Raw genomic sequence first — 16488 nt, forward strand, 5'->3', positions numbered from 1 at the left:
TCAATTCTCGATCTCGGCCAGTTTCTGTGCCTGATCTTCGGCAATCAGGGCATCAATCATTTCATCAACAGATGGCCCGCCGGTGATGAAATCGTCCAGACGATAAAGGGTCAGGTTGATGCGGTGATCCGATACACGTCCCTGCGGGAAGTTATAGGTGCGGATACGTTCAGAACGATCCCCGGAACCGACCTGCGATTTGCGGTCGGCTGCACGCGCGCTGTCCTTGCTTTCGCGTTCCTGATCATACAGGCGCGACAGCAGCATCTTCATCGCCTTTTCCTTGTTCTTATGCTGCGATTTTGCTTCCTGGCTGGCGGCAACCACACCGGTTGGAATGTGGGTGATACGCACCGCACTGTCCGTGGTGTTAACGTGCTGGCCACCCGCCCCTTGCGAACGGTAGGTATCGATCCGTAAATCTTTCGGATCAATATGGATGTCAACTTCCTCGGCTTCGGGCAGAACGGCGACGGTTGCCGCCGAAGTATGAATACGCCCGCCGCCTTCGGTCACCGGCACACGCTGGACCCGGTGGACGCCGCTTTCGAATTTCAGGCGCGCAAACACACCGGCCCCCGAGACGTTGACGATGACTTCCTTATATCCGCCAAGATCATTTTCATTGGCGTCCATCTGTTCGAATTTCCAGCCGCGGTTTTCCGCATAACGCTGATACATGCGATACAGATCGGCGGCAAACAGGGCTGCTTCCTCGCCGCCGGTCCCGGCACGAATTTCAAGAATGGCATTCTTTTCGTCGGCATCATCCTTGGGCAGAAGCATCAGCTTCACTTCATGCTCTGCCTTGGGCAGCTCATCAAGAATTTCGTATTTCTCGGCTTCGGCCATTTCGCGCATGTCGCGATCAGACCCCGCATCGTCAAGAATTTCCTGCGCGCCTTCCAGATCGGTGCGAAGCTTTTTGACTTTCTCGACCGCGTCGACAATCGGGGACAGTTCGGCATATTCACGCGACAATTTGGCGAACGAGTCGCCATCCGTCGCCCCCCCCGACAGCAGGGATTTGAGCTCGTCGAACCGGCGTACAACGCCATCAAGTTTACCGGGGTCCAGACTCACTCTTTTTCCTCCTTCGGGGGTTCATCATTCTGTTCGGCTTTGGTGCCATGCGGTTCGGACTGCAACGCGAACAAGCGCGTCAAAAGCTTTTGCGCCTTCATCCATTCGACAGTTCCCGCACCATCCGTGGTCGCCGCAAGGTCTTTAAGCGCTTGGGTGGGCGCATGCAACAACCGATTGATCAAAAGCCGGGTTGCCTTTTCTGCATCGCCGTGGCTTTCGCGCAGCGCATCATCGCGCACCGTTTCGAAATGCGCCCTTAAATCCGCCATGGCCGGGATCGCCGCGCGTTCGGCCCGGACACGGACAAAATGTTCAACCTCTTCCTCGATCAGGGCCCAGGCTTCATCTGCTTTTTCTTCGCGCCCGCCACGTCCTTCGGCAGCAATCTTTTCAAGATCGTCCAGCCGGTAGAAAAAAACTTCGTCAATTTCATCGACCTGCGGATCAATATCGCCAGGAACGGCTGTATCGATCATCAGGACAGGACGATACCGCCTGCGCTTTACCGCCGCCAATGCACGCGCCTTGTCGATGATGTAACGCCGCGATCCACCCGCTGTCAGGACCATGTCTGCCTCGGCCAGCAGACGATCAAGATCGTCGAGTTCCGCCCAGTGGCAATCAAGCCTGCGCGCCACAAGACGCGCTCGCGCGGTCAACCGGTCGGTCACAAGCACCCGACCCATACCGCGTTCGGCAAGGGATGCAGCGATCAATTCGCCCATATCCCCGGCACCAGCCAAAAGCAATGTGCAATTGGCGATATCACCATGCAGGTCGCGCGCCACCGATTGTGCCGCCGCCGCAATTGATACCGCTCCCTGACCGATCCCGGTCCGGTTACGGACCTTTTTGGAAATCGCATAGGCAGTCTGATAAACCAGTTCCAGTTCACGCCCGACAAGCTTGTGCTTGCGTGAAATGCGATGTGCGTCCTTGACCTGACCGAATACTTCCGGCTCACCAATCACCAGACTGTCAAGCGAGGCCGCAACCGCAAAAACATGACGCAAGGCATCGCGTCCCGACCGGATATAAAGCTCGCTTGCCAGCTTGTCGCGATCAATATCCGCCCAAAGCGCCAAAAGATCGATCAACCGTTCCCTGCCGCGTTCGGCTTCGGACGCCAGCAAATGGATTTCGGTGCGATTGCAGGTCGAAACCACGATCGCCTGCCCGAGACGCGCCTGCAAAATCGCCGACAGGAACTGCGGCAGGCGGGCTTCGTCGATGAACAGACGGTCGCGCGTATCCTCGCTGGAGCGCCGATGATTGGTCCCGATCACCATCAGGCGATCCAGTGGCCAATCTCCGGCTTCTTCACGCGCGAATGCGTCTGTCACCCTGCACTTACCTTTTGCCGATTACGCCTGCAAGCTGATCAAGCGCGATTTCCTGCTGTTCGCCACTGTCAAGATCACGCAGCTGGGCGATGCCCTTGGCCAGTTCGTCATCACCAAGAATAACCGCGAGACGGGCATTTGCCTTGTCCGCGCGCTTCAGACGTTTTTTCATGTTCCCGGCATAGCCGAGCTCGACTGCAATGCCGGTTTCACGCAATGTCTGCGCCAGCGTGCGGCATCGTGCCTCGGCCGCATCTCCCATCGGGATCAATGCAACCGGACGCGGCCCGGCCGGGGCTTCACCCACCATCAAGGCCAGCCGCTCAACACCTGCGGCCCAGCCAACACCAGCCGTCTGCGGGCCACCCATGGTCGAAATCAGACCATCATAACGGCCACCGGCCATCACGGTTCCCTGGGCACCAAGGGTATTGGTCGTGAATTCGAAACAGGTATGGCAATAATAATCCAGCCCCCGCACCAGACGCGGGTTCAGCTCATAACCGATCCCGATATCGCCAAGCCCACCAGTCAGCGACTTGAAAAATTCCTGACTGTGTTCGTTCAGATATTCGGCGAATAACGGCGCATTGGCGACCAATTCCCGGTCGCCTTCGTCCTTGGAATCAAGGATACGCAGCGGATTCTTTTCAAGACGCGCCCGGCTGTCTTCCGACAACCTGTCAAAATGCCCCTTGAAATAGTCGACCAGAACGTCGCGATATACCGCCCGGCTTTCCGGGTCGCCAAGGGTGTTGAGCTCCAGCCTGATGCTGTCCCAAAGACCAAGGCTTTTAAGGATATGCGCCCCATAGGCGATCATTTCGATATCGCCCGCGACCTGCTCAACTCCCAGAAGTTCCGCACCAATCTGGTGGAACTGGCGCTGGCGGCCTTTCTGCGGACGTTCGTAACGGAACATCGGCCCATAGTAGGAAACCTTGACCGGTGACATCTGCTGCATCCCGTTCGAGATATAGGCGCGCGCAATACCGGCCGTCCCTTCGGGGCGCAGCGTAATCTGTTCGCCACCGCGATCCTCGAACGTATACATTTCCTTGGTCACGACATCGGACGTATCGCCAAGGGTCCGTGCAAAGACATCGGTAAATTCGAAGATCGGCGTGGTCATACGATGGTAACCATACAACTCGCCGATGTCGCGCGCGACCTGCGCGATATGATCCTGCAGACGGTTCTGTTCAGGCAGAAGGTCATGCGTGCCACGGACGGGTTGAAGCGATGCCACTTTGGGTCTCCGATCTAACTTGAATTCCAGATATTTGCGTCAAGGATATCGGCGCAAATTCATGTGAACATGAAAATAGCTTTCCGCCCGGACGGCGGAAAGCCAAAATTCGTCAATTCTGCTACGCTATTCTGCCGCGGCCAGCTTTGCGGCTTCTTCGGCTTCGATCTTGGCCGCACGTTCCTCGACCAGTTCGACGATATGGTCGACCATTTTTTCGGTGCTGATATTGTGATCGGGGCGACCGGAAATATACATTTTGTGATTGCCACCACCACCACCGGTCAGACCGATATCGGTTTCACGCGCTTCGCCCGGGCCATTGACGATGCAGCCAATGATCGACAGCGAAATCGGGGTCGAAATATGCGCCAGCCGCTTTTCAAGCTCCGCCACAGTATCAACCACGTTAAAGCCCTGACGTGCACAGGACGGACAGGAAATGATCTGCACACCGCGCGTCCGAAGGCCAAGCGATTTCAGAATGTCATACCCGACATGGATTTCCTCGACCGGATCGGCTGACAGCGACACGCGCAACGTATCGCCAATACCGGCCCAAAGAAGGTTGCCCATGCCAATCGCCGATTTCACCGTACCACCGCGAAGACCGCCGGCCTCGGTAATGCCCAGATGCAGCGGATAGTCGCATGCCTCGGCCAAACCGTAATAGGCCGCAACGGCAAGGAACACATCGGACGCCTTTACCGAAATCTTGAATTCATAAAAATCCTGATCTTCAAGGATTTTGGCATGGTTCAACGCGCTTTCGACCATCGCTTCCGGACAGGGTTCGCCGTAACGTTCCAGCAATTCCTTTTCGAGCGACCCGGCATTAACGCCAATACGCATCGAACATCCGTGATCTTTTGCTGCCTTGACGACTTCGCGCACACGTTCGGTTGAACCGATATTGCCCGGATTGATCCGAAGACACGCAGCACCGGCTTCGGCCGCCTCGATCGCACGTTTGTAATGGAAATGAATATCGGCAACGATCGGGACATGCACCTGCTTGATGATGTCTTTCAGGGCCGCAGTCGATTCCCGATCCGGGCAGGAAACGCGAACGATATCGGCACCCGCTTCTTCAAGGCGCAGAATCTGATCCACAGTCGCCGCCACATCGGTGGTCAGGGTGTTGGTCATCGACTGCACCGAGATCGGCGCATCTCCGCCAACTTCCACATTACCAACGCGGATCTTGCGGCTTTTGCGGCGTTCAATATCTCGATAAGGGCGGACGCTCATTTCCGGTTCCAAGCAAATCTGTGTCTCTAGGGCGACTATATAGCTTATCAGGCGCCGATTAGAAACCGTTGCCTTACGGTTTTTCTGTCAGATTTTGCAAAGCTGTCATAAAAAAAGCGGCCATATCAGGCCGCTTTTTAAAAATCCGGGGTGCTATCAACGCAAAGATGGCACCCGGCCTTACTGTGCTGTCGCCGGTGCTGCACCTTCAAGAGCCTCGACATCAAGCGAAAAGTCCGAAATCACCGCACCATAATCGCCCACCGGCAAGGCTTCCTTGCCATCGACGCTATAGGTCAGTGCGCCTGCATTGCCGACTTCAAGCATCAACCCGTCCTTGTTCGGAACACGATAGGTATCGCCCGCACTCAGCATCCGGGTCAGCAAGACATTGCCATCGCCTTCGCGAATACGCACCCAACTGGTTTCAACGGCTTCGATGGTGACACGGCTGTCAACATTGACAGCCCCGAACACACGTCCACCACCGACTTCCTCGACATTCGGCGCTGCCGGAACAGCGGCAGATTCTGCTGCCGGTTCTGCTGGCGCAGGTGTCGATGTCGGTGTCTCTGCGGTTTCAGCAACTTCAGGTGCAACAGACGGGGTTTCCGCCGGTGCTGATAGTTCTGCCGGTGTTTCGGCAACTTCTTCCGGAGCCGTGTTGTCGTTGACCGGCGCCGTTTCAGTAGTCTCGGCAGGTGTCTGATCGGCAATTACCGGCGCAGTTGTTTCTGCCGGAGTTTCTGCCACCTCCGCAGGCGCTTCGACCGGCGCAGATTCTGACTTGCCGACTTCTGCCGCACGGGCATCCGCCGCGTTTTCAAGATTGCGTTCCGGTACTGTCGGCTCACCCTCTGAAGTGTAGCTCGCCAGACGCTCGGGCAATGGATCGACCAGGTCGGCAATGGTTTTACCCTGGCTCGACAAATAGTACCATCCGCCATAGGCACCAATACCAAGCAATGCTGCAATCAGAAGAACAGCACCGCCGGGAACACGGCTTTCCTGAACGGGTTTCGGGAAACTAAGTTCGGATCGGGCTGCGGGCGCATTGTTTTCCGCACGGAAGCGCCGCACGATTTCTGCCCCGTCCAGTCCGAGATGTTCGGCATAGGCTTTGACAAAGCCCATGCCATACGGGCCACCAGGCAACAACGTATAGTCGCTGTTCTCGATCGCCTCGATGTAAATCTTGCGGATACGCAACAACCGGCAAACATCTTCCACGCTTTGACCAAGATTGTTCCTGGTATGGCGCAAAAGGCGTCCTACTTCGGTCTGTTCTGACGAATAACCGGTATCTGCTTCCATTTTAATGTCATTTGACGGCCCATTTCCAGGCAACGGCCTGAAACGCAAGCGCCCCCCGGATTGCTCGTCCAAATGATCTTCCTTTCGCTTTCCGATCGCCAACTCCGCACCCCCACGTTACGATCTAGCAATAAAAATAGCAGAATCCCCACCAAAAGCGATTGTTTTTAAAGTTTTACACCGTGATCTATTGCGAAAGCCTTAAGACGCGATCGCAATGACTTGGTTGAACTTCCCATCACCGACAGGACATACCCTTCAACGCTTCTCATATTCAGGCTCCGGACCATTTCCTTAACAGGACCAATAGAAGCCGGTGCCATCGACAAGCGGCGAATACCCAATCCGATCAGGGCCATCGCTTCAAGTGGTCGCCCGGCCATCTCGCCACAGATGGTCAGGCGGACATTCCGTTCGTCACACAATGTGACAAGCTGCCGCATAAAGGCGAACACGCTTGGCGAAAGCGTATCATAACGCCCCTCAAGCCGCGGATTTCCGCGGTCGGCAGCGAACATAAACTGCAGCAGGTCATTGGTTCCGACCGAAAGAAAGTCGACGCGATCCAAAAGTGCCGGCGCCTGCCATATCAGTGCCGGAACCTCCAACATCGCCCCAACCTCGACCCGGTTCGGTACATAGCCGCGCTGCGCCTCGCGTTTTAACTGCTGATCCAGAAGCCCCTTTGCCTGATCGAACTCTGCGACTTCGGCAATCATCGGGAACATCACAAAAAGGTCCCGTTCGTGGGCCGCCCGGATCAGTGCGCGCAATTGATGGACAAGCACCGCAGGTCGATCCAGCGTAATACGGATCGAGCGCCAGCCCATTGCCGGGTTCTCCTCTGTCATATCCTCCCAATAGGGCAACAATTTGTCACCACCAACATCAAGAGTACGAAATACGACAGGACGCCCCTCTGCCTGCTCGAATATTCTGGTGTAAAGACGGGTCTGGTCGACAATATCGGGCATGGCCGATCTGACCATGAACGGAATTTCCGTCCGATACAGGCCGATCCCGTCCGCGCCGCTTTCGATCACGTGGGGCACATCGATCAGAAGTCCCGCATTTACATTCAACGAAATATCGATCTCGTCGCATGTCCGGGCCGGCATATCGCGCATCTGCGCATAAAGCGCCTTGCGTTCCGCCCGTGCTTTCAGCGCACCGTCAATAACCGAACGGACATCTTCACTTGGCCGGACAAACAGCTGCGCATTGTCGGCATCGACAATCAGCGGGTCGCCGGTCTCGACCTTGTCAAGCACCCCCTTGACCCCGCCCAGCACCGGAATATCAAGTGCGCGGGCGACAATTGCCACATGTGATGTATGCGACCCTTCTTCAAGAGCAAGCCCACGCAGGCGCGTATGGTCGTAATCCAGAAGTTCGGCCGGGCCAATATTGCGCGCCACCAGAATGATCTCGTCGGGCAACTCTCCAAAGGCCGGGGACTGATATTGCCCCGAAAGGTGCTGCAACAGACGGTTTGCCAGATCTTCAAGATCGTGAAGACGTTCACGCAAATACGGATCGCTGACCTGCGCCATACGGGCACGGGTATCGTCATGCACCTTCTGCACCGCGGCTTCGGCTGTCAGGCCTGTATGGACCGCCTCGGTAATGCGGTTAAGCCAGCCGGTATCCTGCGCGATCATCTTATAGGCTTCGAGGATATCGCCCGGATCGTCATCGCCGCCATTGCTGTCCATTCCCGCAACAGCTTCAAGCATCTTGTCAAGATGGTCCTGAAGCCCGCGCATGGCATCGCGAAGACGGGTCAGTTCCTCGTCCGGGTCGTCCGACACCATCCGGTCAATCACGATGCGCGGTTCATGAAGAACCGCAATACCCTTGCCAATCCCCGGTGCCAGACGCGCCCCGCCAAGACGTAGCGGCAAAAGCGCGATCCCGTCGGTCGGGATCAGTTCATCGCGGCTGACCAACTCGCCACCGGCGACCATTTCGGCCAGCACCATGGCGACGTTTTCAAGCGCTTCCTGCTCGTCTTCGGAATACAGGCGTTCGGTCCGGTTCTGGACGGCAAGAACGCCGATGATACGGCCTCCGCGCAGGATCGGCACACCGATCATGGAATGATAGATTTCCTCGCCGGTTTCCGGGCGATAGGCAAAGTTCGGATGACCCTGCGCATCTTTAAGGTTAAGCGGGCGGGCATGTGCCGCCACATAACCGACAATCCCCTCGCCCACCCGAAGCCGGGTCATATGAACCGCCGCCGGGGCCAAGCCGCAGGTCGCGAAAAGTTCCAGCACCTCGCCGGCCCGCATCACATAGACCGAACACACCTCTGCCACCATATCGGCCGCGATGATGGTTACGATCTGCCCCAGGCGTTCTTCTGCCGTCCCCGGACCAGCCATGACGTCGCGGACGCGCTTTAAAAGGCGTCGCGGACCAGTGACTGCGGCGGACGGCATGCTCATCGGGTCTAATTGTCTCTTCGTACGAGGGACTGAACGGCCTGTTCGACCAGCTCTTCAAGAATTTCGGCTACCGGTTGTTCTTTCTTTACCATACCAACCGACTGTCCTGCCATAACCGATCCGCTTTCAACGTCACCATCAATAACGGCCCGGCGAAGCGCCCCCGCCCAGAAATGTTCGATCTCAAGCTGGGCTTCACCCTGATCGACTTCACCGGCACGGAATTTGGCAATTACCTTGCGCTGGGTATCAAGGAATTCGTCGGTCCCTTTGTTGGCAAGGGCACGTACCGGAATAACCGGGAACCGTTCGTCAAGCTGAACCGTGGTGACCGCATCGCGTGCGCTTGCCCGGATAAAGGCCTTCTTGAAGTCGGGATGGGCAATGCATTCGTTGGCACAAACCAGACGCGTCCCGATCTGAACTCCGGCGGCCCCCTGTTCGAGCAACCCGGTAATTGCCTCACCGCGACCGATACCACCCGCGCAGAAAATTGGCACATCCTTGATTTCCGGCAGGATTTCCTGAGCCAGAACCGTCAGGGAAACCGGGCCGATATGGCCGCCTGCTTCGCTGCCTTCAATCACCAGTGCATCCGCACCGGACCGTACCAGCTTCTTGGCCAGAACCAGCGCCGGAGCAAAACAGACTACCCTGGAAAATTCCTTGGCTTTCTTGATTGATGCCGAGGATGGCAAACCACCGGCCAGAACCACGTGGCCCACCTCGTGCTCGCGGCAAACCTCGATAAGGTCATCAAGCATCGGATGCATGGTAATCAGGTTCACGCCGAACGGCTTATTGGTCAGCGCCTTGGTCCCGGCGATTTCGGCCGACAGCAAATCCGGGGTCATTGACCCGCAGGCAATTACGCCAAAGCCACCGGCATTTGAAACCGCCGCCACAAGGTGGCGTTCGGAAACCCAGGACATTGCACCCGCCATAATGGCGTAATCCGTTCCCAGAAATTCCTTGCCCGCCGCCCACAATTTTTCAAGACGGGCGCGTGCCGCATCGAATTTCGGATCGCTCATATTATCAGTACCCCAAAGCAGAAATGCAGGGAACCGGGGTTCCCTGCCATTTCATCATAAAGGCCGAAACCGATAGTTCCAGCTAGTATGTAATAATTGACGCAATTTAACAGTGACTTAATCACACACAACGAAGTCACATTATTAAATTACTCGGCATCAAGACCGTATGCGGTATGAAGCGCACGAACTGCCAATTCAGTATATTCTTCGGCAATCAGAACGCTGACCTTGATTTCCGAGGTCGAAATGACCTGGATGTTGATACCTTTTTCCGCAAGCGTTTCGAACATCTTGCGCGCAACGCCAACGTGCGAACGCATGCCCACACCGATGATCGACACTTTGGTCACATCGGATGTGCTCAGCAGTTCCTTGTAACCGATCTTCGCCGAATTGCTTTCAATCACCGACAGCGCCCGTTTGAATTCGCCGCGCGGTACGGTAAAGGTCATGTCCGTGCTTTTGCCGTCTTCGGAAACGTTCTGCACGATCATGTCGACATTGATATTGGCCTCGGCCAGCGGGCCGAAGATAGAAGCAGCGATTCCCGGTTTGTCGGCGACTTTCACCAAGGTGATCTTGGCTTCGTCCCGGCTATAGGCAATCCCGCTGACGACTTCCTGTTCCACGATTTCGTCCTCGTCTACAACAAGTGTTCCTTCCGCATCACTAAAGGAGGAGCGGACCTGTACCCGGACGCGATGGTTCATGGCCATCTCGACAGAACGGGTCTGAAGGACCTTCGCACCAAGCGATGCCAGTTCCAGCATTTCTTCGTAGGTAATCTTTTCGATCTTGCGCGCCTTGGGCACGATCCGCGGGTCGGTCGTGTAAACCCCGTCCACATCGGTATAGATATCGCAACGATCCGCCTTCAGGGCCGCGGCAAGTGCCACCGCCGAAGTATCGGAACCGCCACGACCCAGCGTGGTAATGCGATTATCCGGGGCAATCCCCTGGAAACCGGCGACACAGACAACCTCGCCGCTATTCATGCGCTTGTCGAGCTCGGTGGTCTCGATTTCCTTGATACGTGCCTTGGCATGCGCCCCGTCGGTCTTGATCGGAATCTGCCAGCCAAGCCACGAACGCGCCGGCACATCCATGCTTTGCAGTGCCATGGCCATCAGACCCACGGTAACCTGTTCGCCTGACGATACGATCACGTCATATTCACGCGCGTCATACATCGGCGAAATTTCATCAGCCCAGCCAACCAGTTCGTTGGTCTTGCCAGACATGGCCGAAACAACAACCGCGACCTGATTTCCGGCATCGACCTCGGCTTTGACCCGACGGGCGACGTTCTTGATCTTTTCGACATCGGCGACCGATGTGCCGCCAAATTTCATGACAATACGGGCCATGAAGTATCCCCGCTAAGCTCGCCATCCATCGACGTTCCGAAAATGATGGCATGTGATCCGGCCCTCGATCCATTGGCGCAGGCCAGCGATGCGGCGCGCCGTCTGATCCGGGCGGCGTTATCAATACTGCCTTACTCTTTCGGAAACAAGCATCAACGCAGGGGAAAATTGCGTCGTTTCATTTTTCAATCCCCTAAAATGTCTCTAGCTCAAGCCTGCAGGCAAAAATCGTGAAATATCCTGCTATTCCTTACCCAAAAAACCCTGACAGCGCATGCGATTGGTGCAGGGCACATTTCGATTTCAGTCATAACCGGGGAAGTCCTCCTTTGTATACGGTTCCCCGGCAAACTATTGCCTTGCCGGGCATGCCCGCGTAAACAAGGCAAAGTAAAATCACTGTCATGCCTTCGGAGCCGTCCATGTCGCACGCATCCGCCAACAACAGCCGCACCGCAAATGCCGAGGAAATTTCACGTTTTTCCGCAATGGCAGAAAAATGGTGGGACCCGAACGGCGCGATGAAACCGCTGCATAAGTTCAATCCGATCCGCCTGCAGCTTTTGCGCGACAATATCGCCGCCCATCTGGGTCGCGATGCCAACCAGCTTGATGTGCTGAAAGATGTCGATATCATCGATATCGGCTGTGGCGCGGGCCTTCTGTCCGAACCGCTGGCGCGCATGGGTGCCAAAATGACCTCAATTGATGCCGCCGAAAACAATATCGAGGTTGCAAAAGTTCATGCTGCCCAATCAGGGCTTGCCATCGATTATCGCAATGCCACACCGGAAATGCTGGTCGACGAAGGCAAGCAGTTCGATATCGTGCTGAATATGGAAGTCATCGAGCATGTCGACGATCCGCAATTCTTCATGCAGGCCTGTGCAGCATTGCTGAAACCGGGCGGGCTGATGTTTGTCGCCACCCTGAATCGCACCCTCAAATCGCTCGCGCTGGCGAAATTTGGTGCGGAATACATTTTGCGCTGGTTGCCTGCCGGGACGCATGACTGGCGCAAATTTGTCAAACCGTCGGAAATGTCAGGTTTGCTGCGCGGTGCCGGTCTCGACCTCGTCGATATTACCGGGGTTGCATATAATCCGATCACCGACAAATGGTCGGCCGCGCCGCGCGATCTTGACATCAATTACATGGTAATCGCGCAAAAGCCTTCTGACGAGTGATCGCATATTGCCCTCAAGACGACGGCTGATGCACCACGACACGATTGCGCCCTGCGGCCTTGGCAGCATACATCGCCTTGTCGGCATCACGCATCAACCGGTCCAGCGAAACGGGTTCATTCAGGGGATGATGAACCACTCCGATACTGACTGTGGTATAAATACTGCCGGTCTCGCTTTCGGCGACGGCGGTTTTCTCTATCGCCATGCGAATGCGCTGTGCAAGCGCAAGGGCATCGGCCGGCGCAACTCCGGGCAACAATAACCCGAATTCTTCGCCGCCGATCCGCGCAATCAGATCGTTCCCCCTCAGATTCCGCCGGATGATCTTTGCAACCTCGATCAACACCTGGTCGCCTGCCGCATGACCGTAGGTATCGTTGATATGCTTAAAATGATCAACATCAAGCCCCATGATCGTCAGGCGCCCCTTCTCGCCCGACAGTCGCGACAACAACTCTCCGCCACACTTCATAAAAGCACCGCGCGACAGTAATCCGGTCAGAAAATCATGGTTCACCGCATGATCCAGGCGATCAACCAGCGCACTGCGCGCCGTATCGATACTGGCAACAGTAAGCGGCCCCAATGACAGCAACGCGATACCAAGGCGGATCGACATGACAGCATAATACGGATCATCACCGGCAGGTAAATTCGTCAGAAAATCAAGCTCCAGAACCACCATCAACCAGTGCGACACCAGCAGGATGAAAAGCGTCGTGATCTGTAACCGGTAAACCAGTGCACACCATAACAGGGCTGGCACTGGAAACACAATTGATCCCGGTCCGCCGACAAGCTTCACAAGCACCAGACTGCCCAGGACGGAGATGGCTGGCGCACACTGTTTCAGGGTTCTGGCATTCATGACAAAATGCCGGAAAAAGCCGCTGACCATCGCAGAAAAATCAGACCATCGTGCAACCGTCAGGGCGAATGGCAGAATGACGACATAGTTGGCAAATTCGGTGCTAAACCAGAACAGGAAAGCTGTTATCGGGTCGTTATTGAAGATCAGCATCGCAATAAATATCCCGACCACCGCAGCGGCAAATGCCGCCCCGGCACCAATCAGGCAAAGATATTGAACCGATTGTGTACGGCGAAGATTACGATCCTCGACAGATAGCCTGCGCAGTAAAATAACCCCGACGGCAACACCCGACAGATTGGCCCCGGTTAACCAGGTCGCAGTATAGATATCGCTTCCGGTCATAAGGTCGGCGGCCATATAGCCGCCAAAGGCCGCTACCCAGCCAAGGGGCGTATTCATTGCCTGCCCACGGACAAAAGCCGCGGTCAAAAGGGCATTGGCAGGCCACAGAACAGCAAGCATCCCGTCCGGACGCGTCAGAATTCCGAATAACGAAGCGGCAAAAACAATCCCCGCAACGCAAACGGCACCAACGCCATATGATATAATACCCGCTGATACACGAGAAGCCGCCGCCATCTCCTAAACCCCAAGAAAGTCAAAAGTCACACCCGACACCTATCCAATGATATAATCACTGACATACCCCTGATATTCCATGATCAGCTTCATTTTTTGTCAGAATTATCTCATAAAGCATTTTAGAATGCGCAAAAACACTCCCTTTGGATAGGCCTTTTAAAGGTGGCAATGTCATTCCGTATTTCAATCAGGCCATGCATCAAATTTTGTGCAGACATATCAGACTGACACAAAAACACCGGCAGAAATTCTGCCGGTGTTTTAACTGAAATCGCTTTGCACCAATCAGATCAGACTATGACGGACCTTTGCCGATACCCATTCACTGAGCATCACGGTTGCAAGGATGACGATAAAGATCGTTGTCACCTGCCCCCAGGCCAACACATTGATCGATGCCTGAAGTTTCAGACCGAGCCCGCCCGCTCCGACCAGCCCAAGAACGGTCGATTCCCGGATATTGATATCCCACCGAAACACCGAGATTCCGGCAAACGCCGGAAGGATTTGCGGTACGATGCCGTAATCAAGCCACTGCAAAGCCGATGCGCCGGTGGCGTTAATAGCCTCGACCTGTGTTTCGTCGATTTCCTCTATGGCCTCGTACAATAGTTTGGCGACAAAACCGATTGAACGTAGCGCAATCGCAATAATCCCGGCAAAAACACCCGGCCCGATTACCGCCACCAGCAACAGTCCCCAGATCAGGGCATTGATCGAACGTGACGATACGATAATAAACAGGGCAACAGGACGCACAAACCTTACGCTTGGCGTGGTATTGCGCGCGGCCAGAAACGCCACAGGCACGGCAAGGATAATAGATATCAATGTACCCAGCGTCGCAATATTGAGGGTATCCCAAAGCGGGCCCCACAATTCGTTCACATAACCCCATTTCGGCGGGAACATCCGTGATGTGATGTCGGCGGCCTGACGCGGCGCGTCATAGACAAAAAACCAGATCGTGTCCTGTGTCATGACCTGCCAGCAGAAAATGAATAACGCCACGAGAGCGAGCCACCCGACCCACATCAGCAATCGCGCCTTCGGGGTGCGGTGCGCCCAGACCGGCACACCGGTTTCGGTTTTGCTTATCGGCATGTCACTGCACCCATTTCCGCACATAGCCCGAACTGTATTCCGCCACCATCACAATCAGAATGACGATAATCAAAATCGCGCCTGCGGTATCATATTCATAACGGTCAATCGCGGTATTCAGCGTCGCCCCGATCCCGCCCGCACCGACAATGCCGATAACGGCGGATTCACGGAAATTGATATCAAGACGATACAGGCTGAGCCCGATCAGGCGCGGCATCACCTGAGGCTGGATCGCGTAATTGACGATCTGCCACCACCCCCCACCGGTTGCACGCACGGCTTCGGCCTGGGATTCATCGATATCCTCGATATCTTCGGCCAGAAGTTTCGACAAAAAGCCGATGGTCGCAAAGCTCAGCGTCAGAAACCCGGCAAATGGGCCGAAACCGAACATTGCAACAAACAGGATCGCAATGATGATTTCCTGAAAACTGCGCGACAGGGCAATAATTCCACGGCAAACGGCATAAACCGGTGCCGGGGCAATGTTGCGTGCGGCCCCGATACCGATGGGGACTGAAATCAGGATACCCACAACGGTCGATGTTACCGTCATGGTCAGGCTTTCCTGCATACCCTGAACGATATCACCCCAGCGCGAGGCAAAATCGGGTACCAGAAAACCTTCAACAAAACGCCAGCCGCGATCAAGCCCTTCCCATACACGCTCCCAGTTCACCGGAACGCTCGAAACCGCCAGCACCAGATAAACCAGTGCCCCAATATAAAGTCCCCAGCGCGTTTTCGGGTCTGTGATAAACGGCTTTTTGCGCCAGCGGCGCGATGGTCCGACAGATACGCTTTCGGCCATCACACCAGCTCCGCCTTCCGTTCAATACCGGTCACAGGCGAAGATGCATCTTCTTCCTCGTCCTGATCGCCGCGCATGGTGGTCCAGTCTTCTTCACCATAAATCCGGGTCAGGACGTCTTCGGTCAGTTGGGACGGCGTACCATCAAACACGACCTCACCCGCCTGCAGACCGATGATGCGATCAACAAACGCCTGCGCCAGCGGCACATCGTGAATATTGATGATTGCAGGCAGATTGCGCTCCGAACAGATTTCCGTAATCAGACGCATGATCTGTCGCGATGTTTTCGGATCAAGGCTTGCGGTCGGCTCGTCAATCAGCAGCAGTTCCGGGTCCTGTTCAAGCGCACGTGCAATACCCACGCGCTGTCGCTGCCCACCCGAAAGGGCGTCTGCCCGTTTGTCAGCATGGTCCGAAAGCCCTACGCGTTCAAGCAAGGCAAATGCCTTGTCCACATCTCCTTGCGGGAAACGGCGGGTAAAACTTTGCCAGAACGACACATAACCAAGCCGTCCCGACAGAACGTTTTCCATGACGCTTAGCCGTTCGACCAGTGCATATTCCTGAAAAATCATGCCGATGCGACGACGTGCCCGTTTCAAATCGCCCCGGCCAAGCTTTGTGACATTCAGATCGTTCAAAAAAACATTACCGTCGGTCGGTTCGACCAGACGGTTGATACAGCGGATCAGGGTTGATTTCCCTGCGCCGGACGGGCCAATCAGCCCGACAACTTCGCCAGCGGGCACGGAAAACGAGACGCTCTTGAGCGCCTCGTCCCCGGTCCGATAACGCTTCCGCAGATTGTCAACGCGGAGCATACG

At 55.6% G+C, this 16488-nt stretch carries 13 protein-coding genes; 1 reads left to right on the forward strand and 12 read right to left on the reverse strand.

Annotated features, from left to right (window positions below; translation table 11 throughout):
* The 8 genes from prfA to LG297_RS14985 all read right to left on the reverse strand — a co-directional run bounded on the left by prfA (window position 1) and on the right by LG297_RS14985 (window position 11097).
* A complete protein-coding gene (gene prfA, locus LG297_RS14950; protein ID WP_404421598.1) occupies window positions 1-1083 on the reverse strand; it encodes a peptide chain release factor 1 in 1083 nt (360 codons plus the stop codon).
* Entirely contained in the window at window positions 1080-2429 is a 1350-nt protein-coding gene (gene hemA, locus LG297_RS14955) for a glutamyl-tRNA reductase (RefSeq protein WP_404421600.1), read from the reverse strand. The genes prfA and hemA overlap by 4 nt, the downstream gene beginning before the upstream one ends.
* A gap of 7 nt (window positions 2430-2436) precedes the next feature.
* The gene (gene hisS / locus LG297_RS14960; protein WP_404421602.1) at window positions 2437-3678 is read right to left on the reverse strand and encodes a histidine--tRNA ligase; all 1242 of its coding nucleotides are present in this window, start codon (window positions 3676-3678) and stop codon (window positions 2437-2439) included.
* A 126-nt stretch (window positions 3679-3804) separates the two neighbouring features.
* Window positions 3805-4929 (reverse strand): flavodoxin-dependent (E)-4-hydroxy-3-methylbut-2-enyl-diphosphate synthase, encoded by a 1125-nt coding sequence (gene ispG / locus LG297_RS14965; protein WP_062953387.1) that lies wholly within the window; start codon window positions 4927-4929, stop codon window positions 3805-3807.
* Between the two features lie 180 nt (window positions 4930-5109).
* Window positions 5110-6243 (reverse strand): RodZ domain-containing protein, encoded by a 1134-nt coding sequence (locus LG297_RS14970; protein WP_404421604.1) that lies wholly within the window; start codon window positions 6241-6243, stop codon window positions 5110-5112.
* A 167-nt stretch (window positions 6244-6410) separates the two neighbouring features.
* Entirely contained in the window at window positions 6411-8693 is a 2283-nt protein-coding gene (gene ptsP, locus LG297_RS14975) for a phosphoenolpyruvate--protein phosphotransferase (RefSeq protein ID WP_404421606.1), read from the reverse strand.
* A gap of 5 nt (window positions 8694-8698) precedes the next feature.
* Window positions 8699-9727: an NAD(P)H-dependent flavin oxidoreductase gene (locus LG297_RS14980; RefSeq protein ID WP_404421608.1), complete on the reverse strand. Its 1029-nt coding sequence runs from the start codon at window positions 9725-9727 to the stop codon at window positions 8699-8701.
* Window positions 9728-9876: 149 nt separating this feature from the next.
* On the reverse strand, window positions 9877-11097 hold the full coding sequence (locus tag LG297_RS14985; RefSeq protein WP_404421610.1) for an aspartate kinase: 1221 nt from the start codon (window positions 11095-11097) through the stop codon (window positions 9877-9879).
* 422 nt (window positions 11098-11519) lie between these two features.
* Between LG297_RS14985 and ubiG the strand changes: the two genes are divergently transcribed.
* Window positions 11520-12284, forward strand: coding sequence for a bifunctional 2-polyprenyl-6-hydroxyphenol methylase/3-demethylubiquinol 3-O-methyltransferase UbiG (ubiG, locus tag LG297_RS14990; RefSeq protein WP_404421612.1), 765 nt, complete (start codon window positions 11520-11522; stop codon window positions 12282-12284).
* 13 nt (window positions 12285-12297) lie between these two features.
* Here ubiG and LG297_RS14995 read toward each other — a convergent pair whose 3' ends face one another.
* The 4 genes from LG297_RS14995 to phnC all read right to left on the reverse strand — a co-directional run bounded on the left by LG297_RS14995 (window position 12298) and on the right by phnC (window position 16485).
* On the reverse strand, window positions 12298-13740 hold the full coding sequence (locus LG297_RS14995) for a diguanylate cyclase (RefSeq protein ID WP_404421614.1): 1443 nt from the start codon (window positions 13738-13740) through the stop codon (window positions 12298-12300).
* A 288-nt stretch (window positions 13741-14028) separates the two neighbouring features.
* Complete coding sequence (phnE, locus tag LG297_RS15000; protein WP_404421616.1) at window positions 14029-14847, reverse strand: phosphonate ABC transporter, permease protein PhnE; 819 nt, start codon at window positions 14845-14847, stop codon at window positions 14029-14031.
* A gap of 1 nt (window position 14848) precedes the next feature.
* Window positions 14849-15661, reverse strand: coding sequence for a phosphonate ABC transporter, permease protein PhnE (gene phnE / locus LG297_RS15005; RefSeq protein WP_404421618.1), 813 nt, complete (start codon window positions 15659-15661; stop codon window positions 14849-14851).
* Window positions 15661-16485 carry a phosphonate ABC transporter ATP-binding protein gene (phnC, locus tag LG297_RS15010; protein ID WP_404421620.1) on the reverse strand — a complete coding sequence of 275 codons (825 nt, stop codon included), beginning with the start codon at window positions 16483-16485 and terminating at the stop codon, window positions 15661-15663. The genes phnE (LG297_RS15005) and phnC overlap by 1 nt, the downstream gene beginning before the upstream one ends.
* Window positions 16486-16488: the final 3 nt, after the last annotated feature.

Source organism: Thalassospira australica (assembly GCF_044790785.1).
In the GTDB taxonomy this organism is placed as follows: Bacteria; Pseudomonadota; Alphaproteobacteria; order Rhodospirillales; family Thalassospiraceae; genus Thalassospira; species Thalassospira australica_A.